Source organism: Cupriavidus sp. 05T313, assembly GCF_056396665.1.
This window is the reverse complement of sequence record NZ_JBFTLX010000112.1, coordinates 1-21,102: the sequence shown is the minus strand read 5'-3', so window position 1 is coordinate 21,102 and position 21,102 is coordinate 1. Positions and strand designations below refer to the sequence as shown.

Genomic DNA, 21,102 nt, shown 5'->3' with positions numbered 1-21,102 from the left:
CGCCAGCCGCTCCGCGGCGCGCGCCCGGGCGCCCGGGCTGCGCTTGGCGGCGCCCGGGCCGGGTTTCGATGCGGTGTCTTTCATCAGGTTCACTTGGCGGTCCGCGCTCACAGGCTGGGCYTGATCGACCAGCGCGTACCGGCCGGTGCGTTGCCGCGCGAGGGGTCGGGCGGGCTGTTGTCGGCTTCCATGGCCAGGCCGGACTGGCGCGCCGCGCTGCGCAGAGCGTCGGTGTCGGTGTCGGGCTTGAGCGTGGCGAACAGGGCATGCCCGCGGTATTCGAGCGCCAGCAGCGCGTCCGGCGCGAGTTGGCTTGCGGCCTGGCTGAAGCGGTCGGCCAGCGGCAGGAAATCGTCAGGCGTGCTGCGGCCGCTGGCCAGGCGGAGCTGTTCGACCTGGCGGCGCATCTGCAGCGGCGGGTCAATCACCACCGGAATTTGCGGGAAGGCGCTGCGCAATGCCTGTTCCTGCCCGGCCACCAGCCGTTGCTCTTCCTGGCGCAGCAGCAGCCAGTGGGCGTTCATGCCGATCAGCTGGACTACCATCAGGCCCGCAGCCAGCGCCAGCGGCAGGCGCCAGGCCTTGAGGTTCCAGCGATCGGCGCGGCCCTGGGCGAACTCGAACTGGGCCAGGTCGAGAGAGGGCTCGCGCAGGCTGGCCTGCGCTCCTTCGATCCATGCCTGCCAGTCCAGCGGATGCGCGCCCTGGGGCGCCACTTGCGCCATGGCTTCCGGCGATGCGTACCACTCACCGGCCGGGGCAAGTCCCTGCCAGGCACCCAGCGCATCGGAACCAAGCAGCAGGCCGTAGCCTGCGTACTCACCGCTGCGCACAGTCAGTTGCCAGTAGCGCGGGATATCGGCCGGCGCGGGTACACCCTCCGTTTCGAACAGGGGGGACGCGCTGGTCAGGGTGGCGGCTTCAAGCGCCAGTGCAGCCATGACCGCGGGGGCCGGGGCATCGGCAGCGGCGCTGGCCGCTGCTTCAGCGGGAGCGGCCACTACCGGCAGCGGCAGGCACAACTGTGCCGGCAGCACATGGCGGCGGCGGTAGCGATGCTCGGCAAAGGCGTCCAGCACGGCGCGCAGCCAAGCCCGGTCGGTCACCATCAGCAGGCGACGGCGCGAGCCGCTGGCAGCCTTGCCCGTCACCGCATCGAGCACGGGGCCAACGGCGATATGGCAAGGGTGAGCGTCGGTGGCCAGCACTTCCTCGACCAGGTTCGGCAGCGCCAGCTTGAGGCGCGCCGGCGCCAGTGGCGGTACCGTGGCGCCGGTCAGCAGAACGTCGCTGGCTGCCATGATCAGGACCAGTCGGTCGGCGGCAGGCAGTTCGGCGATGGCAGCGTGGCCTTCGCGCAACAGCTGCCCGGCCGTTTGGGGGCCATGCCGGCGGTCGCGCTCGGCGACGGCCGTGCGCACCAGGGCAAACGGCAGGGCACCGAAGTGCCAGGGTTGCGGCTGGTCGTGCGGCCGATGCGGCAGGCGGACGTACAGGGTGGTGCTCAAGATTTCCTTGCTACTGCGCCAATCATGGCGTCATTGAACGATAGCGGGGGCTGGTGACCCTGCAGCGGACCGCGCCGCGCGCATGACAGACGCCCAGCATGGCTGCCGGCGGCACCGTACAGGCGGAGCGCCAAGTTCATGGGACCACGGTTCCGCCGGGCCGGAGCATACCTTGCCTGTGTGACGAATTGGCGTCAATACGTATCTGTCAGACTTCAGTTGGCAAACGCTCGAAAAGCGCGCCGGCAGGCGTCGCCGGGGACGCCTGGACGCTTCGTCACGACAGGGACAGCGGCGTTGCCTGGTGCCCGGAACCACACCCGTGGCCGCGGCGGGGGGCCTCAACGCTGCTCGGGCATGCGGTCGATATCGCGCACCCAGACCACCCGGGTGGTGTTGGCGTTGCCCAGCACTTCGCCGCGGTAGACCAGCGAGACCTGCATGCGGCTGGCGCGCTCATGGCGAATCAGCCCGTAGACGAGGAAATAGTGGGTGCGCACGTCCAGCGTGCTGATGGCGGCGTTCGGGTCGGCCTGCGGTGCCAGCGTGCGCAATTGCGTCTGCAGGTCGCCGATATTGTTGAAGAAGGCGCGGTCGCGCTGGCGCACCAGTTCGCGGGCGCGGTCCAGCGGCAGCTTGTCGATCACCGCAGTCAGTACTTCGGCCTCGGCGGTGTTGGCATTGACCAGCGTGCGCTCGGGCAGCACATCGACAAAGGGCGTCAGCGTGGCCACGATAGCCGGCGTGTAGCCCGGGATGGCGAGCAGGTCGTTGACGTCATCGGGTGAGCGCAGTCCCCGCTGGCTGTCGCCGCTGTTGCCATTGCTGCCGCCGGCGGCACTCAACAGGTAGCGCGCGGTTGGCTCGGCCAGCGCCACGTTCAGGCCCAGCGTCTGCAGCAGGCGGCGATAGATCGCCAGGCTGGGGGCGTCGATGGTGGCGACCCGGCCTTGCGTTTCGCTGGCTGTCCATAGCACCAGGTTGCTGAGGTTGAAGCGGGCCTGGGCGTCAAGGATGCGGCCCGACAGGAACGAGGTCTCGCCCTCCTGGTCGGTACGCAGCGCGGCGCCCAGGAAGTCCGACAGGCGGGTTTCGGCGATCGGTACCGCCCAGGGTTCGCCCAATTGATCCACGTTGGTGCGGCGCTGGTCGTCGCGCAAGATCAGGCGGGCCCAGTCGACGGCCGCGCGTTCGATCCAGGTCGCCTGGGCCAGCAGGCGCTGGTTCTCGATCGAGCGGATCTGTACCTGCTGCCGCCATAACATGCCGGATACCACCACTACCGCCAGCGTGACCACCAGCAGCGCCGTCACCACGGCGGCCCCGCGCTGGCGGTGCCTTGTCAGCGCAAGGGGAGCGGGGCGGCGGGCGGTTGCCGCCCGCGCGGCCGCGAGATGGCGTGGGCGCTTGCTCATAGGCCGGTCATGCAGATCTTCTGGAAGCGCYGCGGCGTGTCGCCGTCGCCCATGCGCGCCGTCAGGTTGAGCTCGATCGCGCGCACCACCGTGGTGGCCACGCCCGGGCTGGCGCTTGCGCCCGAGGCAGCCAACGCGCTGGCGCTGGCGTTGCCGCCAAGCAGGGCCGCGGCAATGCGGCCGTTCTCGGTCTGCCAGCCGCCGGGCTCGATCCAGGCGCGTGCCGACAGGCTGTCCGCATCGCTGACCAGCGCCCGCGCGAGGTTGCCGCCAGCGTTGGCCTGGCGCAGGGTAATCATCGCGGCCCGCACCGCGTTGCGGTTGTCCGCCGGCGGGCTGGCCACCCGCACCACGGTATTGCCGTTGAGCCGGTAGACCACCACCTGCCACTGCGCGGGGCGCCCCTCGTCGCGGCGGTCGCGCACCATCAGCACCTGGCCATTGCCAAACTCGACCGGGCTGGTCTGCAGCAGGGCCGGGCTGGCCAGAGCCTCGCAGTCTGACTGGAACTGGCCGTATAGCAACTTGAGCGTATTGAGGCGGTTGTCGTGGTCGGTCAGGCGTTCGCGGCCGCGCGTCATCGCATCCAGCCCGCGCCAGGCGATCACCGCGATCACCGCGAGCAAGGTGATGGCCACCAGCATTTCCAGCAGCGTGAAGCCGCGCGCGGCTGGCCGCCCGAATGGCCGCCTAAAGCAGGTTGCGCGTTTCATTGGGGACGATGGTGACGAGCCAGGCAAGGCGCACGGATTTGTCGGCGCCGGACGGGTAGACCGCAATCTCGACGCGGCGGAAAGACGGGTTGGGCGTGCCGGAGATCGTTTCTTCGCAATACAGTTCGACGCCGCCCTGCGGGCAAGCGTAGCCGCGTGTGCCGGGTTCGGGCCAGGTCTTGGACAAGCGCAGGCTGGCGAGGTGGTTCTCGGCGTTCCACTCGGCCAGCATGCGGGTCTGCAAGGAGGAGCCGGCCTCGATCATCGATCCCATCGCACGCATGGCGGCGGTCAGCGCCACCGCCAGGATGGTCAGGGCGACCAGTACCTCGATCAGGGTGAAGCCATGCGCGGGCAAACACCGGCGTTTGCGGGGGAACGGGAAGGACGGTGATCGGAGCATCATGGCGTGCTGGCGAAGTAGCGCCCGGTTCCGTCGGCGGCCACGTCGACGCGGATGTCGCCGCGCACCAGCACTACGTGCTGGGGGCCGTCGATCAGCTCCCGCCCGAACACCAGGCGGGCGCCGGTGTTGCCGCTGCCGCCTTCGGTCACGGCCACGCCGTCGAGCGGCAGGCGCCACTTAGCGGGTGCGAATACATCGGTCAGCGGGATCCATCCGGCGGGCGTGGCTTGCAGGAAACGCCAGCCGCCGGTATCGGCCTCCCAGGCGATCGGCCGGGCACGCAGCTGGGCTTCTTCCTGTGCCAATTCGAATAGCCGCGCAATGCGCTGTCCGTCGTCCAGCACACGGCCGCGCTCATTGGGCGAGGCATTGACGGCGACCAGCGCGATCACGATGCCGGCGATCACCATCACCACCAGCAGTTCCAGCAAGGTGAAGCCACGGTCGCCATGTGATCGCCGTCCCTGTGGCCAGGTGCTCATGGCTGCGCGCCCGGCCCGGATCATGGCGTTGTTACCTTATTCCCAGTTGCCGATATCGGCGTCGTTGGCGCTGCCGCCAGCCTGGCCGTCGGCGCCGAAGCTGAACACGTCGATCTCGCCACGCACGCCGGGGTTCAGGTATTGGTAGGGATGGCCCCAGGGATCCTTGGGCAGTTTTTCCAGGTAGCCGCCGCCTTTCCAGTTATTGGGAACCGGCTCGGTGGCGGGCTTGGCCACCAGCGCGGCAAGGCCTTGCTCGGTGGTGGGATAGCGGCTGTTGTCGAGGCGGTACAGCTTGAGTGCCTGCATGATCGAGGAGATGTCCTGGCGCGCTGCGACGATACGGGCTTCATCGGGGCGGCTCATGATCTTCGGAACCACCAGCGCGGCCAGCACGCCAAGGATCACGATCACGACCATGATTTCGATCAGGGTAAAGCCGCGGGCGCGACGACGGCCGAGGCGGGGGGAAGAGTCGGAGAAGTTGGCAACGATCCTGCGCATCATGGTTAGCCTTATGGAATTTCTGGCGGAGCGCCTGCTCTTCTTCTTGCGCGTGGCGGCGATCCAGTTAGTCAAACAGTATAACCGCCAGAACATGACGACTTTGTGAGCGAGTGCTCGCATGTTCACCCACCTCGAAACGGCCGCGGCGGCAGCCGCTGGCACCAGGCCGCCGCCCGGTGCCGCTGTGGAGCGGGCGTGCGTGGGGCAGACAGCTGTCATACGGCTCTGGTAGGCTTGGTACTTTCACGCCCAGTTTACCTATCTCCGTGCAACTATCCCTGCGGCCCGCCCTTCGCTTTAACCCCTTCGGCCTCTGGCTGCCGCGACTGGTCGGGCTCGTGCTGTTCGTCGCGCTGTGCGCTCTTGCGACCCGCTGGGCGCTCACCTTCAGCGCGATGAAGACCATTTCCGTGCCGCGCGTGGCGCGCGTGGCGCAGACCGAGGCGGTGGAGACCGGCGCGGCCGGCACGCTGTTTGGCGGCAGCGCGCAGTCCGGCGTGCGCGACGTGCAGGTAATCGGCGTGGTTGCCGATATCGGCAGCGGTGCCGGCGCGGCCATCGTCTCGCTCGATGGCGGTCCTCCCAAGGCGGTGCGCGCGGGCACGGCGCTGTCGCCGCAGATCCGGCTGACGGAAGTACGCGACCGCGCGGTCGTGATCGAGCGCAACGGCGTGCGCCAGGAGATTGCGCTGCCGGTCCCTGCCATCGTCAGGCGTGGCCCGGCAGTTCCGGCGCAGCCGGGGCTGCCCTCCGGCGCCGCCGCGCCGCTTTCGACACCGATGCCGGCCACGTCCGTTGCTGCTCCGCAGCAATCCCAGCCGGGCGGCGGCAATGAATCAACTAGCGTTAAAGACTGACTTGTAACGGCGGCGTGCTGACTTACTTACCGCAACTTTCAGTGGTTTACACGGGCGGCGTCCAACTGTGACCTGCGTAACAACGTATTAGATGGACCAACTTTCCGGCCTGCCCTGCGCTCTAATCCTTACCAGTCCACTGAGACGAAAAAGGAGCAAAGACATGCAAGGCAATCTCAAGACGCGTTCGATCCGGAATTTCATGGCCGCTTCGGCGGTGTTCCTGGYGATCGGCGGCACGGCTTTCGCCCAGACCGCCGCGGCCCCGGCAGCGCCCACACCTGCGCCAGCACCGGGAATGGACGGCGGCATGCATCACCATATGGGCCATGGTGGCGGCATGTGGCTCAAATCGATCGATACCGATGGCGACGGCGCGATTTCCAAGGCCGAAGCCGATGCGCTGTTCAACAAGATCGACACCAATCACGACGGCAAGCTCGACAAGAACGAACTGGCGGCTTATCACAAGGCGAACTGGGAGCAGCGCCGGGCCGAGATGCAGGCTGAGTTCGAGGCCCGCTTCAAGGCGGCCGACAAGAATGGTGACGGCGCGCTGACCAAGGCTGAAATGCAAGCTGGCATGCCTCGCCTGGCCAAGAACTTCGACCAGTTGGACACCAACCATGACGGCAAGGTGACGCTGGACGAGATCCGCGCCGGCATGAAGAAGATGCACGACCAGCGGATGCAGCAGATGCCCCGCAATAGTCCGCCCAATCCGACGGCACCGTCGAGCCGCGGCGGCTAAGGCAGGACGCACGGCGCGACGCGCCGTGTGAAAAAGAAAAGGCGCGGCCGGACTGGCCGCGCCTTTTCTTTTCGCGCTTGCGGATGACGCGCGCCACGGCGCGGTTGGCCGAGCCCGTGTTGGCACCATCCTTGCCTTCCCAACGTTCGGCCAGGTGGATCAACGGATCGCAGCTGCCCCTGGCGGCCTGAATGTTCAAYGCCGCCCGGCCCCGGGCGCCCGGTTCCAGTGCACGGTGGCAGGCGGAGGCAGCATCTTGCACCCGGAAGGCGATCGCGCGGGGCGATGAAGCCGGGGGGCGGCCTACCCATCCACAAAAAATTGCGTACTTGTGCACGATTTGCTAAATTTGCGCAAAAAAATTGCCGACAAACATATTGCGGAGCAACAATATCGTGAGCAAGGTGGAGCTGGACAAGATCGACAGGAAGATCCTGGAGGTGCTGCAGACCAACGGGAGGTTGACCAACCTGGAAGTGGCCGAGCGCGTGAACCTGTCGCCCAGCCCCTGCCTGCGGCGCATTCGCCGGCTGGAGGAGATTGGGGTGATTCGCCAGTATGCGGCGCTGCTGGAGCCCGGCAGGATCGGGCTGGGGTTGCTGGCCTATATCAATGTACGGCTGGAGAAGCATGGCGGGGCGCCCAAGGGCAAGGCGCCGCTGGACTTGTTCCGCGCCTCCATCGCCATCTGGCCGGAGGTGGCCGCCTGTCATGCAATGACGGGAGAGATGGATCTGCTGCTCAAGGTCTATGTAGAAGACATGGAGCACTTCGCGCGCTTCATGAAAGACGATTTGCTGGCCCATCCGGCGGTGATCGACGTGCGCTCGAGCTTCGCGCTCGAATGCATCAAGGACACCACGGCCTTGCCGGTACCGGGCGGCTGATCCATGCCGCAGGCGCCGGCACCAATGAAAATGGCGCGCCGGGTGGCGCGCCATTTGAACGTGGCCGGTTGGCGCCGCCTCAGGCGGTACGCTTTTGCGGCACCATCGAGCGCCAGAAGCGCAGGCCGAAACGGCGTGCATCGCGAAGATTGCGGCGCAGCATGTAGTCGAGGTCGGCTACCTGCTCGTCAAGCGCTTCGGTCAGGCGGCTGACCGTATCGGCGGGCGGCAGTTCGAGGTAGGCGTCGGCCTCGCCATAGGCGTATTGCACTTTCATGCCGGCCTTTTTGGCGATGTGCATCATGGCGGCATTGCGCGACAGGCAGTGCATGTACAAGGTGCGCACGTTGCTGTTGCGGCCGTGCATGGCGGCACGCTCGAACAGTGAGCTGCCGATGCCGCGGCCACGGGCACTCTGCGACACGGAGACGCCGAACTCGGCCACGCGGCCCTGGGCGTTGTCGCGCAGGTTGGCGAAGTGGCCCACGCCGATCAGCTCCAGGTGTTCGTCGTAGACGCCGAAGACAGTGTCGTGGTCGAAATCGATGCTGTCGACATAGGCTTCGATCACATGATCGCCAACCGACTGGCCAAAACGGAGCAGGCGATCCTCCTCACCCAGGGCGAGGAAATGCTTGAGCAGGCGCGAGCGGTGATGCGCTGCCAGCTCGCGCACCAGGGTGGTGGGGCGCTGCGAGGCCTGCGCGGCTGCGGCTGCACGGCGGAGATCTTCGTCGGATACGGCCCCGACGGCCTTGCTCAGTTCGAGCGGATTCACTTTGTTTTCCTCGCGACGTATTCAGGTATAAAAATAGCACTCAGCGGGTGTTTATCCATGCACTTTCGGCATTTGGCACGAAAGCCAAGGGCAAACACTATCTTGCTGCGATGCAAAAAGTATTGTAGTGGAATTGTCAGTTCGACGTAAGGTTAGGCCCGAGAGAAGCTTGTGCGATTTTGTAAATTTCGTATAAATCTATGTAAATCAATGGGTTGCGGCGATATCGAAGGGGTGATTCCGGCATCGCGTTGTGGGTTTGCTGCAACGCCGCATTCCTTTCTGTTCCGCCACCGGCCGCCTTTTGCACCTTGAACCCGCGTGCCAGCGCCGGGTTGCGCGCATTGATTTGTGATTCACACGGCATTTTTAGCCGGGTGCCCCTCGTTTTGCATTACATTTTTCAGGATTTTTCGTGGACCCCAAGGCAGAGCCCCCGATTCTCGTCATCTATGCGCATCCCCGGCCGCATCTGTCTCGCGTCAATCGTCCACTGGCGACAGCGCTGGAAAGCTTGCCGGACGTCACCGTGCACGATCTCTATTCCAGTTACACCGACTACGACATCGATGTGGTCGCGGAGCAGCGCGCGCTCGCGCGCGCCGGCACGCTGGTGTTCCAGTTCCCGGTGCAGTGGTACAGCGTTCCGGCCTTGCTCAAGCTGTGGCTGGACGAAGTCCTGGAGAGCGGCTGGGCCTACGGTCCCGGCGGGACGGCGTTGCGGGGCAAGTCGTTGCTGGTGGTGGCCAGCACCGGTGGACATGCCGACTCGTATGGCCCCGATGGCGCGCACGGCCACAGTATCGAGGAATACATGCTGCCGCTGGAGCAGACCGCCGTGCTGTGCGGCATGAACTGGCTGGCGCCGCTGGTCCTGCATGACGCCAACCAGGCCGATGCCCGGACGCTGGCCGATCACATCGGCCGGGTGTCCGGCGTATTGGGCGGCGCCGCGCGCGTTGCCGCAGGCTGAGGAGCGCGCCATGGAACAACACGATTTCCTGGTGGCGCTGGTGGTCTTCCTGATCGCCGCGGTGGTGGCCGTGCCGGTGGCGCGCCGGTTCGGCCTTGGCGCGGTGCTCGGCTACCTGCTGGCGGGCGTGGCGATCGGCCCGTGGGCCCTGCGGCTAGTCACCAATGTCGAATCCATCCTGCATTTCTCCGAGTTCGGCGTGGTGCTGATGATGTTCGTGATCGGCCTGGAACTGGAGCCCAAGAAGCTGTGGGCGTTGCGCCGCGTCATCTTCGGCTACGGCGGCGCCCAGATGGCCGCCTGCGCCCTCCTGGTCGGCGGCGTCGCGGCGCTTGTCGGGGCGCCGTGGCAGGTGGCGCTGGTGGCGGGCCTGGGGCTGGCGTTGTCGTCCACCGCGATAGCGTTCGCCACGCTGACGGAGCGCAACCTGTTCGGTACGCCCGCGGGTGCGGCCAGCTTCGGCATCCTGCTGTTCCAGGACATCGCCGCGATCCCGATGATCGCGCTGTTGCCGCTGCTGGCGGCCGGGGGCGCCGAAGCCGGCGTGGCCGGGACGTCGGGGGCGGTGGGATGGCTCGGGGCGGCGAAGGCGGTCGGCGTGATCGGCACCGTGGTGGTGGGCGGGCGCTATCTGGTGCGGCCGGCGCTGCGTTTTATTGCGCGAACCGATATGCGTGAGATGTTCACCGCCTTCGCACTGCTGCTGGTGGTCGGCATCRCCCTGATGATGGACGCGGTGGGATTGTCCATGGCGTTGGGCACCTTCCTGGCCGGCGTGCTGCTGGCGGACTCGGAATATCGCCATGCGCTGGAGGCCGACCTGGAGCCGTTCAAGGGCTTGCTGCTGGGCCTGTTCTTCATGGCGGTCGGCATGTCGATCGACTTCGGCGTGCTGATGCAGGCGCCGGGTCAGGTGGCTGCCCTGGTGGTTGGCTTCGTGCTGCTCAAGACGGTGGTACTGGCCCTGCTGGCGCCGCGCTTCGGCATCGCGCGGGGCCAGTGGCTGCTGTTTGCGCTGTTGATTTCGCAAGGCGGTGAGTTTGCCTTCGTGGTGTTTGGGGTGGCGGGAGGCGCGGGCCTGCTGCCGGCGCGCACCGAGGCACTGCTGGTGCTGGTCGTGGCGCTGTCGATGGTGGCTACGCCGCTGCTCCTGCTTGCCTACGACCGGCTTGTGGCACCCCGGCTGGCCCGCCTGGCGCGCCGTCCGGACGATGTGATCTCGCCGCAGGACAACCCCGTGCTGATCGCCGGCTTCGGCCGCTTTGGCCAGATCATCGGCCGGTTGCTTTATGCACAGGGAATCGGCGTGACCGTGCTGGACCACGATCCCGACCAGATCGAGTTCCTGCGCCAGTACGATTTCAAGGTCTTTTACGGCGATGCCACCCGCATGGACCTGCTCGAATCCGCCGGCGCCGAGCGGGCGCGCATACTGGTGGTGGCGATCGACGGGATGGAGGACAGCCTGGCGCTGATCGACAGTGTGCGGGCGCGATTCCCGCACCTGGAAATCTATGCGCGGGCGCGTCATGTGTCGCACGTCTACCAGCTAAAGGACCGCGGGGTGAATTTATTCGAGCGCGAACTGTTCGAGGGGTCGCTGATGCTGGGACGCCGCGTGCTGGAGGGACTGGGCTACGATCCCACTCATGCGCGCTCGCTCGCGCTCAGGTTCCGGCGCCACAATATCGCGGCGATCGATCGGTTCTACCCGCATTACACCGACCAGAAAAAGCTCGTATCGCTGGCGCGCCAGGCGCGCGACGAACTGGAGGAAATGTTCCGGCAGGATCGCGACCAGCGCCGCCGCAAGGAAGAGGAAGACTGGTCCTGATACAACGGGCGCCCCGCTGGCGCCCGTTGTATCGATATGCCTTACGCGGCACTTCCAATCTGCCTGGCCGACGCTCCGGTGGCGTGGGTGCCCGGCAGCCCGCCCGCGAGCAGGTCGATCACCATCTCGGCGAATTCCGCATACGACAGCTTGCCGCCAGGCTTGAGCCAGGTGAAGGTCCAGTTGATCATGCCGAACACCGTCATCGTCAGCGCCGCCTGGTTGTCGCGGTTGACGCGTTCCGGGTAGGCCCTGCGCAACTGCCGCGAGAAGGCGGCTACCACGTCGCGCTCGCGCTTGAGGATCTGGTCGCGCTGCTCTTCGGCGAGGRACTTGACGTCGTTGATCAGGGCGACGTGCCGGGTTTGCGAGGTTTCGTACTCGGCAAGGAAGGCCCGGATCAGGTTGGCGAAGCTTTCCCGCTCGCTGCGCCCCTGGCGCTCGGCCTCGGCTTCGACCTCGGTCACGATCAGCATAAGCCGGCGTGTGTAGCGGTCAAGCAGGTCGAACAGGATCGCTTCCTTGCTCTCGTAATAGTGATATAGCCGCGCCTTGGAAGTGCCACAGGCGGCGGCCAGATCGGCCATCGAGGTGCTGGGGTAGCTGCTGGCGGCAAAGGCGGCGGCGGCCAGTTCCAGGATCTGTTCGCGCTGCGCCTCGAAATCGGGTGCCTTGGTACGGGCCATGGAGACGTTTGCTTTTCTTCTTCTTAATCGCCGCCGGCGGACAGATTGCGGCGGAGCTCGCACGTCTGCAGCGACTCGGCGTTGCCGCGCAGCACGAGCTGGCCGGCACCGATCAGTTCGCGGCAGCGCCAGAACACAAACCAGTCGCTGGCCAGAAGGCCTTCGATGGCGCCCATCACGCCGCCCACCACTTGGGAGGCCGGCGCCCATTCCAGCGGGGCGCGCTCCAGGATCACCTCATCGACCGTGTGATAAGCCGCGGGCACCAGCGTATTGCCTTTCCACAGGCGCACGTCGGCGTTTTCCTTGACGTTCTGCTGCCACTCGTAGCCCAGGCGGCCCAGGCGCAGTACCGAGACCGGCGCAATGGTGGAGAAGCGCCGCGCCAGGCGGGCCGCGGGGTACATGCCGATAGCGGCCAGGTTGCCGCTTGCTGGTACTTCCAGTTCGCGCAGGTCCATGGCCACTTCATTGATGCGCTGCGGCGACTGGTAGAGATGGAACACCACCCGGCGCAGCATCAGCTGGTCGGATGCGCTCTGGCCATGCCAGATGGCGACTTCCAGCTCATCCTTGCGCAACTTGTGCAACTGGTCGAGCGCCTGGTGCATTTCTGCGGCGAAGTCGATGTCGCTATAGGGCGCCACGCGCTGCCAGAAACCGGAGCGGATGAGTCCGCTGCTGTCGACGTCGGCAAGTGGACCGACGGCGAGGTCGTCGCGAAGCACGACGACCGGGTCGGGCCGGGCGGCCTGGGCGAGGGCTTGCCGTAGCGTGTTGCCCGCTACGTCGCCGTTGACGACATGGATGTATTGCATGGCCGTGATTGTATATGGATGCGCCCAGACTCTGGCATGAAACGCAAGGGCCTTGCCGGATCGTTCCGGGCGCCTCACCCCACCCGCGTGCGCTTGGCTGCGCTTCCATTGCCGATGCGGTTCAGGGCATGTCCCGCGTGCAACACATCGAGCGTTGCGCCGGGAAATCGTCGCCACCGCAGCGGTCTATATAAGAGTAGGAGGCACTATGCACGTGGTGCCTGGTAGCGTCGGCGGCGTTAACGGCGCTCACCCGGCGCTCACCCGATATCTTGATCTTGAGCAAGGCAGCGGGCTGAACAAACGTGAATCATCAAGCATAGCGCTTCGATCAGCGCATTTCCGGGTAACGCCGGCCCGGTATCTGGCTGCGACCTTGCGCAAGGAGGCAACTATGCAATGTACTCGCCCCCGGAGGGCCGGCGTCCTCGCTTTCCGCCAGCGGTGCGCACTGCTGGCGCTGTTGGGGCTGTTTTCAATCCAGGCGCCGCTGGTTGCTGCCAACAGCGAATTCGGCACGGTGCGGCAAGCGTTCACGCAGCAGGTGCCGCGCCATCTCAACTTGCCGGCCGCCACCGTCACACGGTATGCCGGCCTGCTGGCATCCGCGCTCCAGGCCGACGGGCTGGATGCCGGGGCCGGCGACTGGGTCGTTCTGGTCGACCGCAACCCCCGCGTCCAGGCCGCCATGGTGTTCGCGCGAGCTGGCGACGGCGTCTCCTGGCGATGGGTTGGCGCGACATCCACATCGACAGGCAAGCCGGGTGAATTCGATCACTTCATCACGCCCGTCGGTGTGTTCGACCACAGCCTGGAGAACATGGATTTTCGGGCCGAGGGTACTTACAACGAGAACGGGATCCGCGGCTACGGCGTGCGCGGGATGCGCGTCTATGACTTTGGCTGGGTCGATGCCGAACGCGGCTGGGGCAAGGGTGGCGAGAGCCAGATGCGCCTGCAAATGCACGCGACCGACCCCGACCGGCTGGAGTCCCGCCTCGGTCGTCCGGCGTCCAAGGGATGCGTGCGGATTCCTGCCGGACTCAATCGCCTGATCGATCGTTTCGGGCTGATCGATGCTGATTACGTGGCGGCGGTCGAGCGCGGTGACTCACTTTGGGTTCTTGCGCCGGACCGCACGCCGGTGGCGCGGCCGGGCCGCTATCTCGTGATAGTCGACTCCGGTGCGAGCCCGGTTTCCTCCCAGTGACGCTGATCCGGGTACGGGCAACAATGTGCCGTACCAGCTACCTGACGCATTGGGAGAGTAGTATCCATTCCGGCGGAGCGCTATGGCGCTTTCGCCACTATCCGTGATGTTCCTGGAGCAAATGGCAATGACGAATGCGGTATATAAGAAGATCGTGGTGGCTGTGGACGGTAGCGCAACTTCCGACCTGGCCCTGAACGAGGCAATCCGGCTCGCAGGTGCCGGCGACGCGGAGGTGCTTGCCCTGTATATCGTGGACAACGGCCAGCTAATGTTCGATGTCGCCTACTACGACCCGACGCCGGTAATGCATGCCTTGGCCGAGAGCGGCGAACGCGCGTTGGCGGCTGCGGCCCAGCGGCTCGCCGCGCAAGGCGTGCGTTACGAGACGCGCCTGGTGAGCGAACAGGCGGTCGGCGGCGATATCGCCGGATCCGTGAATGAGGCTGCCAGCAACTGGGGTGCTGACCTGATCGTGATTGGGACCCACGGCAGGCGCGGCGTGCGCCGGCTGGTCCTGGGTAGCGTGGCCGAGTCGGTCATTCGCCAGGCCAACGTGCCGGTGCTGCTGGTGCGTGGCCAAGCGGTGGAAGGCTGAGCACGACCAGGCGCGATAGATGGATGCGGCCGGTCGGGGACCGGCTGGCATGCAGCCGGAACGGGGCGCTTTGCTTGCCAGTCCTCGGGTTCTCAGCCGGCGAAACGGATATGCCCGCTGCGCAACAGGATCTCACGTGCCTGGGTTAGCTCGAACAGCCCTTCGGCAATGCGCTCGATACGCTGCCGGTGGCTGGTGAACGCTCGCACCAGATCTTCCTCGCGCGGGGAGCGCGCGCCAAAGTGTGTTTCGAGCGCCTCGGCCGTGATGGAATAGAGCGTTGGCTTGCCGTTCACCGTCGCGGGGCAGGAGAGCGTCAGACTGGCCGCACAGTAAGTGGGAACGCTGCGGGGAAAGGAAATTTCGGGCATGGCGTGCCTCACATCGGTCACTGAGGGATGACACCATTCTAGGTGATCGTGCCGATCCGTGATGCAGGCCCGCGCCGGCAGCTTGACCGCAATCAACCCGGTTGCGGCAAGTGCTGATCAGTGCGCTTGCTTTGGCCGCCTGCCAGCCGGTGTATTGCGGCCATGGCTGCGTGCGCCGCGCTGGCCTGGGATGAGGCGAGCACGGCCTGTTCGATCAGGAACCGGTCGAGGGAGGCGGTGGCGTCGGGCATGGGGCCGGCCGCGACGGTCGTCGCGCCGGCGCCGGGGTGTGCCGCCAGCTCTGAAAGCTGCGCCGCGAGGCCTTGCAGCATTGCCCGCGTGGCCGGCTCGGGCAGGCTGGCGCCGGCTTCAGCTTCGAGCCCGGCTCGCACCAGTCCTGCCAGTGCCGCCATGCGCCTCAAGGCCATATGCAATTTGGCATATTCCCAGGTCAGTTCCGGCGTGAGCTCCGCTGTGGCTTGCTGCAAGGTGTGATCGGCCCGGCTGGAGGTGCGTCCAGCCGTCACACGCAACGTCTCCAGACGGGTTTGCGTGGGAGCCGGCGAGCGGGTGGGCGAGTTTGTAAACGCGCCGGCACCGGCAAACGCCGCACGCAAGTAGACAGTGTTCGCCACGAGGGCATCGAGGCTATGGCGATACACCCGCGACAATTCGGCGCGCGGCGCCAGTACGTAGTAGCTGGCCAGGGCGATGAGGCAGCCGAGCGCCGTGTCGATACCGCGCAGGGCGGCAAAGTGGCTGCTGTCCGCCGCAGGCGCCCCCACCCATGAGAACAGGATCACCGCCGGCGTCAGGCCCAGGGCGAAGGCGCCCGGACTGCCGGCCAGCCGACTGGTATAGGCCGCAGCCAGGAATGCTGCGCTGATCGCCAGCGCAAGCGGCGCCGACGGGTGGGCCATCCCGATGGCGCAGGCCAGCAGTGCGCCCGCCAGGGAACCAGCAAAACGCTGGAATGAGATTCTGCGCGTGGTCTGCAGTTGAGGGCTGAGCACCATGATGACAGTGACCGCAACCCAGTAACCGTGATCCACCTTCCAGAACTGCGCCGGCATCAGGCTCAGGCTGCCGGCCATCGCCAGCCGCACCGCATGGCGGGCCACGCGGGCGTCGCGGGCAGTATGCTCGGCAAGGGTGGCCCGCCAGCGTTGCCACGTTCGCCGGTAGGCGCGTCGCGGCCAGCGGTACTCGTTGCGCCATTCGGCAAACGCCGGATACCCTGCCAATGCACTCAGGGCGGCCTGGTACGGTGGCGGAGCGCCGGCATTGGCCAGCGGCGCGTGCAGGCGCCGCAATTCGCGCGCCAGTGCCGCGCATAGCGATGGCAGGTCTGGCGCCTGATGCGCCAGTGCCTCGCAGACTTGCTCCCGGACATCGGCGACGCAACGCATCAGGTGCGGGAGCGGCAGGCGCTCGACGCTGCCATCGCCGGGTTCGCTCGCATCGTCCCTGCGGCTGTGCAATTCGGCGGCAACGATCAGCAGCGCAAACATGGCATCGGCCAGGCTCACCACATAGGCATAGTGCATCAGGCCAAGGGGATCCCGCAGGCTGCGTCTCGCATTGACAGCCAGGTGTGCCGCCTCGATGCGCTCGCGGATATCGCGCTTGCTGGCGGCCGTATCGCCAACGGGGTTGTCGTCAGCCAGCGCGTTGGCAAAGCGCAGCAAGGCGTCGAACACCGCCAGGATCTCATTGCGCGGTCGGTTGTCGCGTTCTGAAGGAATCAGGAACAGGCAGACCAGGCAGGCGAATATGCCACCGAGCAGGAACTCCTGGCTGCCGGCAATGACGCGCGCGGCCAGTTCTGCGTCTCCGGCTGGCTGCAGGCAGGAGGCGATCAGCACCACATAGAGCAGCTTGGCCGACAGCGCGGGAACGGCACCCTTGGTTTCGGCCAGGCCGGCAGCCAGTCCTGCCATCAGCACCAAGGCTAGCGCTGTCCATGGCGTCACGGCTGCGGCCATCCCCAGGGCGCATGCAACGGCGCCGCCGATCCCAACGGAGCCAAGCGAGATCAGACGCTCGGCCGCGGTACCGCGGCGGTCGGCAAGGCAGGTCCAGATCGAAGCTGTTGCCRCCCACAGATATCCCGCCTGCCCGGTAAGCCATCCCAATCCGGCGAGCGCGAGAAAGGAGAAGGCGTAGACCAGGCCTCTTTGCAGCATCCAGGCATCGGGGCGGGGCGGGCGCAACGCGGAAAGCATGTTGGTAGGAAGGGAGGGCGCCGGAAAGCGGGGATCCGTCGCGCCAAGCGTGAGTGACAGATCGACTCTACTGCATGAAATGCTGCGCCGCAACATCGCGCTGCGGAATCCGTGTTTTACGTTGTGCCGGTGCAATTCGGTCCCATCATGGTGCGCGTGCGGGACTGCTTTGGTGCGCCTTTCGAAAACGCTCGCCGGCCAAGCGATGGCGCGTTATAGCAAGGGCTGACCAAGATCATCGGCAGATCGAGGGCAAAAAAAACCCGCGCAGTTTCGTGCGCGGGCTGGAATCCACCGAGGTGGTGGAGGAGACAGATTCCACTATATACGATTTGTTGCGACGCACCAAGCGGTGCAGATGGTAAGCGTGTCTGGCTTCACAAACATGTTGCTTGTGAGCAACAAAGTAGCGGCTTAATACATCGCCGAGCCCGTTTCCTCATCTTTTTGTTGAGTATTTGACGATATGTTATTGGCCTTATGGCTATGCACTGTTCCCATTTCAGCGGAAAAACAGATACGCAATGCCTACGGCAGCACATAGTCCGATGAGGTCAGCGAACAAGGCGCAGGCCAGTGCGTGGCGGGTGTTGCGGATATTGACGCTGCCAAAGTACACCGCCAGCACATAGAAGGTGGTTTCCGTCGAACCCTGGATGATGGCGGCAAGCTTGCCTTGGAATGAATCGACGCCATAAGTGGTCATGACATCGATCATCAGGCCGCGGGCGCCCGCGCCCGACAGGATCTTCATCAGCCCAACCGGTAAGGCCGGCACGAAGGCAGTGTCCAGGCCAAGCCAGGCAAACGAGGCGGTCAGGCCTTTCATCAGGACGTCCATGCACCCAGTCACCCGGAACAGCCCGATCGCCACCAGGATCGCGATCAGGTAAGGAATGATCTGCACAGCCACGCCAAAGCCCTCCTTGGCGCCGTCGATGAATGCGTCGTAGACATTGATGCCCCTTATCGCCCCGCAAGCCAGGAACACTACGATCAGCGTCAGGATGAAGCCGCTACCGGCCAGCGCTGTGGCGGTGCTGACCTGCTCCGGGGGCGCGTGCCGCAGCCAGAGGAATAGTCCGCCGACACCAACTGCCAACAGCCCGAAGGCGGCCAGTACAGCTGGCTTGAGCAGATTGAGCCGTTGCGCCCAGGCCACCGCCAGCAGCCCTGCCACACAAGAGACGCAAGTGGCCAGCAAAGTGGGCAGGAAGATATCGGCCGCATTGAATCCGGTAAGACCCTGCTTGACGGCGATCGCCTGCCGCATGGCGATTACCGAGGTAGGGATCAACGTCAACCCGGCCGTGTTGAGCACGATAAACATGATCTGCGCGTTACTGGCCGTGTCCGGACGCGGGTTGAGCGATTGCAACTCGCGCATGGCGTTGAGGCCGAGCGGTGTCGCCGCATTGTCCAGTCCGAGCATATTGGCCGACACATTCATCATCATCGCGCCCTGAGCCGGGTGACCCTGTGGGATGCCGGGGAAGAAATGGCGCAGCAACGGGTTGACGGCCCGCGCGAAAACGTCGACTACGCCGGCACGCTCTCCAATACGCATCATGCCCAGCCACAGGCTCATGACGCCGGCAAGGCCAAGGGAAATCTCAAAAGCCGTACGCGCATTGTCGAACAGGCTCGCCAGCATCGCCGGGAACACAGCGGTATCGCCTGCCGCCAGACGGATGCAGGCAACGACGAAAGCAATCAGGAAGAAGGAGAGCCAGACCAGGTTCAGAGCCATCGGCAAAATACACGCGGGGTTTGGGAGGAGTGAGGCCACCGCATCATAGCCTGCCGGGCCAGAAGTACGGGCTGGCGGCGAAGCCATGCGAGACGATGACGGCGCAGGTGCTTTTCGTTGCGCAAAAACCTTGATCTGCCGGTATACAATGCGGACATTGCCACTGCGGCTGCCCTATCCGTGAACGTTCCGGGATGGTGCCGCCGTCCTTGATCCCTTTGACAACCGTCCGCGACGGACAGCCTGCGCGCTTTAGCCGAGGACGGTGTCTTGCTGACCCAAGCCAGAATCTATGTCCGACGCCCCTGGTACCGAACACGCTCTTCCTGGTTCGGATTCCGCCGGCGCCAGCCTTGGCGCCCAGCATTCCCCTTTGTTTGCCTTGGTTACCGATACATTGCGCGAGCGCATCCTCGGTGGGCAATATAGCCAGGGTGAACGCCTGGTCGAGAACAAGCTTTCCACCGAGCTGGGCGTTTCGCGCATTCCCGTGCGGGAAGCGCTTCGCGCGCTGGCGGCGGAAGGCCTGGTGCGCATCGAGCCGCGACGTGGTGCCTCGGTAGCGACGTTGTCGCCGAATATTGCCAAGGAAATGGTCGAAGTGCGCGCCACGCTGGAGGGACTTAACGCCAAGCTGGCAGCCCAGCGCCGTGATCCGGCCCTGATTGCGGAACTCAACGAGGTCCTGCGCCAGGGCACTGAAGCTGCCGCCAGCGGCCGCTCGGAGCGCTTCGTGGAACTGAATTCCCACTTCCACGAAGTGCTGGGCAATATCGCCGCCAACAGCGTGCTGCAGGATATGGTGCGTACGCTGCGGGAGCGCACGGGACTGCTGTTCGCGCCGGCGAATGTGGCGCGCGCCAGGCAGAACTGGGAGGAACATGCCCAGATTCTGCAGGCAGTCATCGCCGGCGATGCCGACCTGGCGGCGCTGCTGGCGACCCGCCATGTATATAGTGCTGCCAAGGCAGCCGAAGATATGGCCGTCAGCGAAACCAGCGGCCGTGACGGTGCCGCCAAACGTGATGGCAGCATCGCGGGTGCTGGCTAAGGGCACAAGGGATGGCCGTCAATTCCGGAGGATGGCCTACGGCCACACGGTATTTGGTATACAAAACATCTTTTTGATGCCGTGTCCGTTCTATCGGGGCGCGGTGCCTGCCTGCTATTGATTTCAAAGGACCAAACCAGGATACATGCCGGCGCGGCCGCCCCATTGTGGGGCGGCCGCGTGCCCTGGTATGACGCACTGCACCAAAATTTGGTATACTATCAATCCTGACGAACCACAATAGGGATTGAGCATGAACTACCCGGCGCCCTCCTATTTCCGGCAGTCGATTGGCGAACAACTGATGGTGCACTATGCGCAGCGCGATGCTGTGCGCCACTGCACGCCACTCCTTCCTATCCGCTGGCCCAGCCTGCGCGCGCTATTTCGCCGCCAGTGCGCGAATGACCACAGGGTGGTGTGACCGGCTCACTGTCGTCTTCGGCTGGCCTAAGCTAGGGCGGCTCCGCGTGTCGCCAACAGGGCGCGCAAGATAGAGCGGTGGCAGCGTTCCTCGTGCTCGCAATAGCAGCCAAGCGAAAAGTTGGTTTGCTGCGACATGGCGGCCAGCAGGTCCAGGGTCCGGCTTGCATCGGGACGGGCCATCTCTGCCCGGAACTGACGCTCGAATGCCCGCCAGGCCTTCTCGTTCCCCTCGCCTTGTATGGCAAGGGCTTCCGAGACCAGTTCGGCTGACGGCGACAGGTTCGGGAACCACACATCGTAGAAGTCCCGCGTGGCGAATTCGGCCTTTGGTACGCCCCGCGGTGGCCGGCGCACGGTCCCGATGCGGATCCCTTCGTCGGGCAACCTGGGCGAGCCCAGCCTCACGATGCGGATGGTCATGCGGATCTCCTCCTATATATAGAGTCGGTGGCGGATGGTGCGCCGACTCGCGTCCTCGATGCCTTCCAATGGTGGCTGTATATTGCCTCGGCCGTATGGCCCTTGACCAGTCCCGTTGCCAGCTTGCTTCTCGCGTCCATTTGTTGACTATGAGGCTCTTTATGGGTCGTGCGAAAAACATTTCAGAAAACGCTTGCCATGGCCGAGGGGCTCCCTTAAGATTCGCCCCCTCGCAACACAACTACCGCGCTGCAAAGCAGGCGGGACAAGGGTTGCGGGGTTGGCAGGGGTGGTTGGCGGCGCGAAAGGCGCGGCGAACTGAAGTAAAAAAACCTGTTGACGAAACGCTGATTGCTCTTCATAATCTCGTTTCTCTGCTGCAGCAAACGCAGYGACGCGGTRAGCAAAGCGAACCGCGGCCAGTTCTTTAACAAAC

At 65.2% G+C, this 21,102-nt stretch carries 23 protein-coding genes; 9 read left to right on the top strand and 14 right to left on the bottom strand.

The window, feature by feature from the left end:
- Positions 1-107 precede the first annotated feature (107 nt).
- The 6 genes from gspL to gspG all read right to left on the bottom strand — a co-directional run bounded on the left by gspL (position 108) and on the right by gspG (position 5,028).
- The gene (gspL, locus tag AC1DKD_RS22790; protein ID WP_477143736.1) at positions 108-1,508 is read right to left on the bottom strand and encodes a type II secretion system protein GspL; all 1,401 of its coding nucleotides are present in this window, start codon (positions 1,506-1,508) and stop codon (positions 108-110) included.
- Between the two features lie 341 nt (positions 1,509-1,849).
- Entirely contained in the window at positions 1,850-2,923 is a 1,074-nt protein-coding gene (gspK, locus tag AC1DKD_RS22785) for a type II secretion system minor pseudopilin GspK (protein ID WP_441635643.1), read from the bottom strand.
- The gene (locus tag AC1DKD_RS22780) at positions 2,920-3,636 is read right to left on the bottom strand and encodes a PulJ/GspJ family protein (RefSeq protein ID WP_477143735.1); all 717 of its coding nucleotides are present in this window, start codon (positions 3,634-3,636) and stop codon (positions 2,920-2,922) included. Before AC1DKD_RS22780 ends, gspK begins: the two co-directional genes overlap by 4 nt.
- Entirely contained in the window at positions 3,614-4,042 is a 429-nt protein-coding gene (gene gspI / locus AC1DKD_RS22775; RefSeq protein ID WP_441635639.1) for a type II secretion system minor pseudopilin GspI, read from the bottom strand. Before gspI ends, AC1DKD_RS22780 begins: the two co-directional genes overlap by 23 nt.
- Positions 4,039-4,524: a GspH/FimT family pseudopilin gene (locus AC1DKD_RS22770; RefSeq protein ID WP_441635637.1), complete on the bottom strand. Its 486-nt coding sequence runs from the start codon at positions 4,522-4,524 to the stop codon at positions 4,039-4,041. The genes gspI and AC1DKD_RS22770 overlap by 4 nt, the downstream gene beginning before the upstream one ends.
- A 36-nt stretch (positions 4,525-4,560) precedes the next feature.
- On the bottom strand, positions 4,561-5,028 hold the full coding sequence (gspG, locus tag AC1DKD_RS22765; RefSeq protein WP_276291195.1) for a type II secretion system major pseudopilin GspG: 468 nt from the start codon (positions 5,026-5,028) through the stop codon (positions 4,561-4,563).
- Between the two features lie 269 nt (positions 5,029-5,297).
- On the opposite strand from gspG, the gene AC1DKD_RS22760 reads away from it, so the two are divergent.
- The 3 genes from AC1DKD_RS22760 (at position 5,298) to AC1DKD_RS22750 (ending at position 7,526) form a co-directional block, all read left to right on the top strand.
- Positions 5,298-5,888: a hypothetical protein gene (locus AC1DKD_RS22760; RefSeq protein ID WP_441635635.1), complete on the top strand. Its 591-nt coding sequence runs from the start codon at positions 5,298-5,300 to the stop codon at positions 5,886-5,888.
- A 163-nt stretch (positions 5,889-6,051) separates the two neighbouring features.
- Positions 6,052-6,639, top strand: a complete 588-nt coding sequence (locus AC1DKD_RS22755; protein ID WP_477143734.1) for an EF-hand domain-containing protein — start codon at positions 6,052-6,054, stop codon at positions 6,637-6,639.
- A 395-nt stretch (positions 6,640-7,034) separates the two neighbouring features.
- Positions 7,035-7,526 carry an Lrp/AsnC family transcriptional regulator gene (locus AC1DKD_RS22750; protein WP_035862473.1) on the top strand — a complete coding sequence of 164 codons (492 nt, stop codon included), beginning with the start codon at positions 7,035-7,037 and terminating at the stop codon, positions 7,524-7,526.
- A 79-nt stretch (positions 7,527-7,605) separates the two neighbouring features.
- Here AC1DKD_RS22750 and AC1DKD_RS22745 read toward each other — a convergent pair whose 3' ends face one another.
- Positions 7,606-8,304: a GNAT family N-acetyltransferase gene (locus AC1DKD_RS22745; RefSeq protein ID WP_441635630.1), complete on the bottom strand. Its 699-nt coding sequence runs from the start codon at positions 8,302-8,304 to the stop codon at positions 7,606-7,608.
- A 415-nt stretch (positions 8,305-8,719) separates the two neighbouring features.
- Here AC1DKD_RS22745 and kefF point away from each other — a divergent pair, with 415 nt between their 5' ends.
- Positions 8,720-9,277, top strand: coding sequence for a glutathione-regulated potassium-efflux system oxidoreductase KefF (gene kefF, locus AC1DKD_RS22740; protein WP_441635628.1), 558 nt, complete (start codon positions 8,720-8,722; stop codon positions 9,275-9,277).
- Positions 9,278-9,287: 10 nt separating this feature from the next.
- Positions 9,288-11,111, top strand: coding sequence for a glutathione-regulated potassium-efflux system protein KefC (kefC, locus tag AC1DKD_RS22735; RefSeq protein WP_477143733.1), 1,824 nt, complete (start codon positions 9,288-9,290; stop codon positions 11,109-11,111).
- Positions 11,112-11,152: 41 nt separating this feature from the next.
- Here the strand turns inward: kefC and AC1DKD_RS22730 are convergent, their stop codons facing one another.
- Positions 11,153-11,797: a TetR/AcrR family transcriptional regulator gene (locus tag AC1DKD_RS22730; protein ID WP_477143732.1), complete on the bottom strand. Its 645-nt coding sequence runs from the start codon at positions 11,795-11,797 to the stop codon at positions 11,153-11,155.
- 23 nt (positions 11,798-11,820) lie between these two features.
- Positions 11,821-12,615 (bottom strand): DUF1835 domain-containing protein, encoded by a 795-nt coding sequence (locus AC1DKD_RS22725; RefSeq protein WP_441635622.1) that lies wholly within the window; start codon positions 12,613-12,615, stop codon positions 11,821-11,823.
- Positions 12,616-12,823: 208 nt separating this feature from the next.
- On the opposite strand from AC1DKD_RS22725, the gene AC1DKD_RS22720 reads away from it, so the two are divergent.
- Positions 12,824-13,825, top strand: a complete 1,002-nt coding sequence (locus tag AC1DKD_RS22720; RefSeq protein ID WP_441635620.1) for a L,D-transpeptidase — start codon at positions 12,824-12,826, stop codon at positions 13,823-13,825.
- Positions 13,826-13,952: 127 nt separating this feature from the next.
- Entirely contained in the window at positions 13,953-14,423 is a 471-nt protein-coding gene (locus AC1DKD_RS22715; protein ID WP_441635618.1) for a universal stress protein, read from the top strand.
- Positions 14,424-14,515: 92 nt separating this feature from the next.
- On the opposite strand, the gene AC1DKD_RS22710 is transcribed toward AC1DKD_RS22715, so the two are convergent.
- From AC1DKD_RS22710 to AC1DKD_RS22700, 3 genes are all read right to left on the bottom strand, one after another.
- Positions 14,516-14,794, bottom strand: a complete 279-nt coding sequence (locus AC1DKD_RS22710; protein WP_441635616.1) for a DUF1488 family protein — start codon at positions 14,792-14,794, stop codon at positions 14,516-14,518.
- A gap of 92 nt (positions 14,795-14,886) precedes the next feature.
- Entirely contained in the window at positions 14,887-16,980 is a 2,094-nt protein-coding gene (locus AC1DKD_RS22705) for an FUSC family protein (protein WP_477143731.1), read from the bottom strand.
- Between the two features lie 541 nt (positions 16,981-17,521).
- Complete coding sequence (locus tag AC1DKD_RS22700; RefSeq protein WP_441635612.1) at positions 17,522-18,769, bottom strand: nucleoside recognition domain-containing protein; 1,248 nt, start codon at positions 18,767-18,769, stop codon at positions 17,522-17,524.
- Between the two features lie 292 nt (positions 18,770-19,061).
- Here AC1DKD_RS22700 and AC1DKD_RS22695 point away from each other — a divergent pair, with 292 nt between their 5' ends.
- Both AC1DKD_RS22695 and AC1DKD_RS22690 read left to right on the top strand, forming a co-directional pair.
- Positions 19,062-19,820, top strand: a complete 759-nt coding sequence (locus AC1DKD_RS22695; RefSeq protein ID WP_441635610.1) for a GntR family transcriptional regulator — start codon at positions 19,062-19,064, stop codon at positions 19,818-19,820.
- A 253-nt stretch (positions 19,821-20,073) separates the two neighbouring features.
- Positions 20,074-20,244: a hypothetical protein gene (locus tag AC1DKD_RS22690; protein ID WP_441635608.1), complete on the top strand. Its 171-nt coding sequence runs from the start codon at positions 20,074-20,076 to the stop codon at positions 20,242-20,244.
- A gap of 26 nt (positions 20,245-20,270) precedes the next feature.
- Here the strand turns inward: AC1DKD_RS22690 and AC1DKD_RS22685 are convergent, their stop codons facing one another.
- Both AC1DKD_RS22685 and AC1DKD_RS22680 read right to left on the bottom strand, forming a co-directional pair.
- Positions 20,271-20,666 carry a DUF488 domain-containing protein gene (locus AC1DKD_RS22685; protein WP_035862401.1) on the bottom strand — a complete coding sequence of 132 codons (396 nt, stop codon included), beginning with the start codon at positions 20,664-20,666 and terminating at the stop codon, positions 20,271-20,273.
- A 159-nt stretch (positions 20,667-20,825) separates the two neighbouring features.
- A partial coding sequence (locus AC1DKD_RS22680) for a hypothetical protein (protein WP_477143730.1) occupies positions 20,826-21,102 on the bottom strand: 277 nt, incomplete at its 5' end.

What these genes read in the sequence shown, in the direction of transcription:
- AC1DKD_RS22685 (WP_035862401.1), bottom strand. Translation starts at nt 20,666, where the DNA reads ATGACCATCCGCATCGTGAGGCTGGGCTCGCCCAGGTTGCCCGACGAA.
- AC1DKD_RS22700 (WP_441635612.1), bottom strand. Translation starts at nt 18,769, where the DNA reads ATGGCTCTGAACCTGGTCTGGCTCTCCTTCTTCCTGATTGCTTTCGTC.
- AC1DKD_RS22715 (WP_441635618.1), top strand. Translation starts at nt 13,953, where the DNA reads ATGACGAATGCGGTATATAAGAAGATCGTGGTGGCTGTGGACGGTAGC.
- gspI (WP_441635639.1), bottom strand. Translation starts at nt 4,042, where the DNA reads ATGATGCTCCGATCACCGTCCTTCCCGTTCCCCCGCAAACGCCGGTGT.
- AC1DKD_RS22695 (WP_441635610.1), top strand. Translation starts at nt 19,062, where the DNA reads ATGTCCGACGCCCCTGGTACCGAACACGCTCTTCCTGGTTCGGATTCC.
- AC1DKD_RS22690 (WP_441635608.1), top strand. Translation starts at nt 20,074, where the DNA reads ATGAACTACCCGGCGCCCTCCTATTTCCGGCAGTCGATTGGCGAACAA.
- AC1DKD_RS22725 (WP_441635622.1), bottom strand. Translation starts at nt 12,615, where the DNA reads ATGCAATACATCCATGTCGTCAACGGCGACGTAGCGGGCAACACGCTA.
- AC1DKD_RS22720 (WP_441635620.1), top strand. Translation starts at nt 12,824, where the DNA reads ATGCACGTGGTGCCTGGTAGCGTCGGCGGCGTTAACGGCGCTCACCCG.
- AC1DKD_RS22770 (WP_441635637.1), bottom strand. Translation starts at nt 4,524, where the DNA reads ATGAGCACCTGGCCACAGGGACGGCGATCACATGGCGACCGTGGCTTC.
- gspG (WP_276291195.1), bottom strand. Translation starts at nt 5,028, where the DNA reads ATGCGCAGGATCGTTGCCAACTTCTCCGACTCTTCCCCCCGCCTCGGC.
- gspK (WP_441635643.1), bottom strand. Translation starts at nt 2,923, where the DNA reads ATGAGCAAGCGCCCACGCCATCTCGCGGCCGCGCGGGCGGCAACCGCC.
- AC1DKD_RS22710 (WP_441635616.1), bottom strand. Translation starts at nt 14,794, where the DNA reads ATGCCCGAAATTTCCTTTCCCCGCAGCGTTCCCACTTACTGTGCGGCC.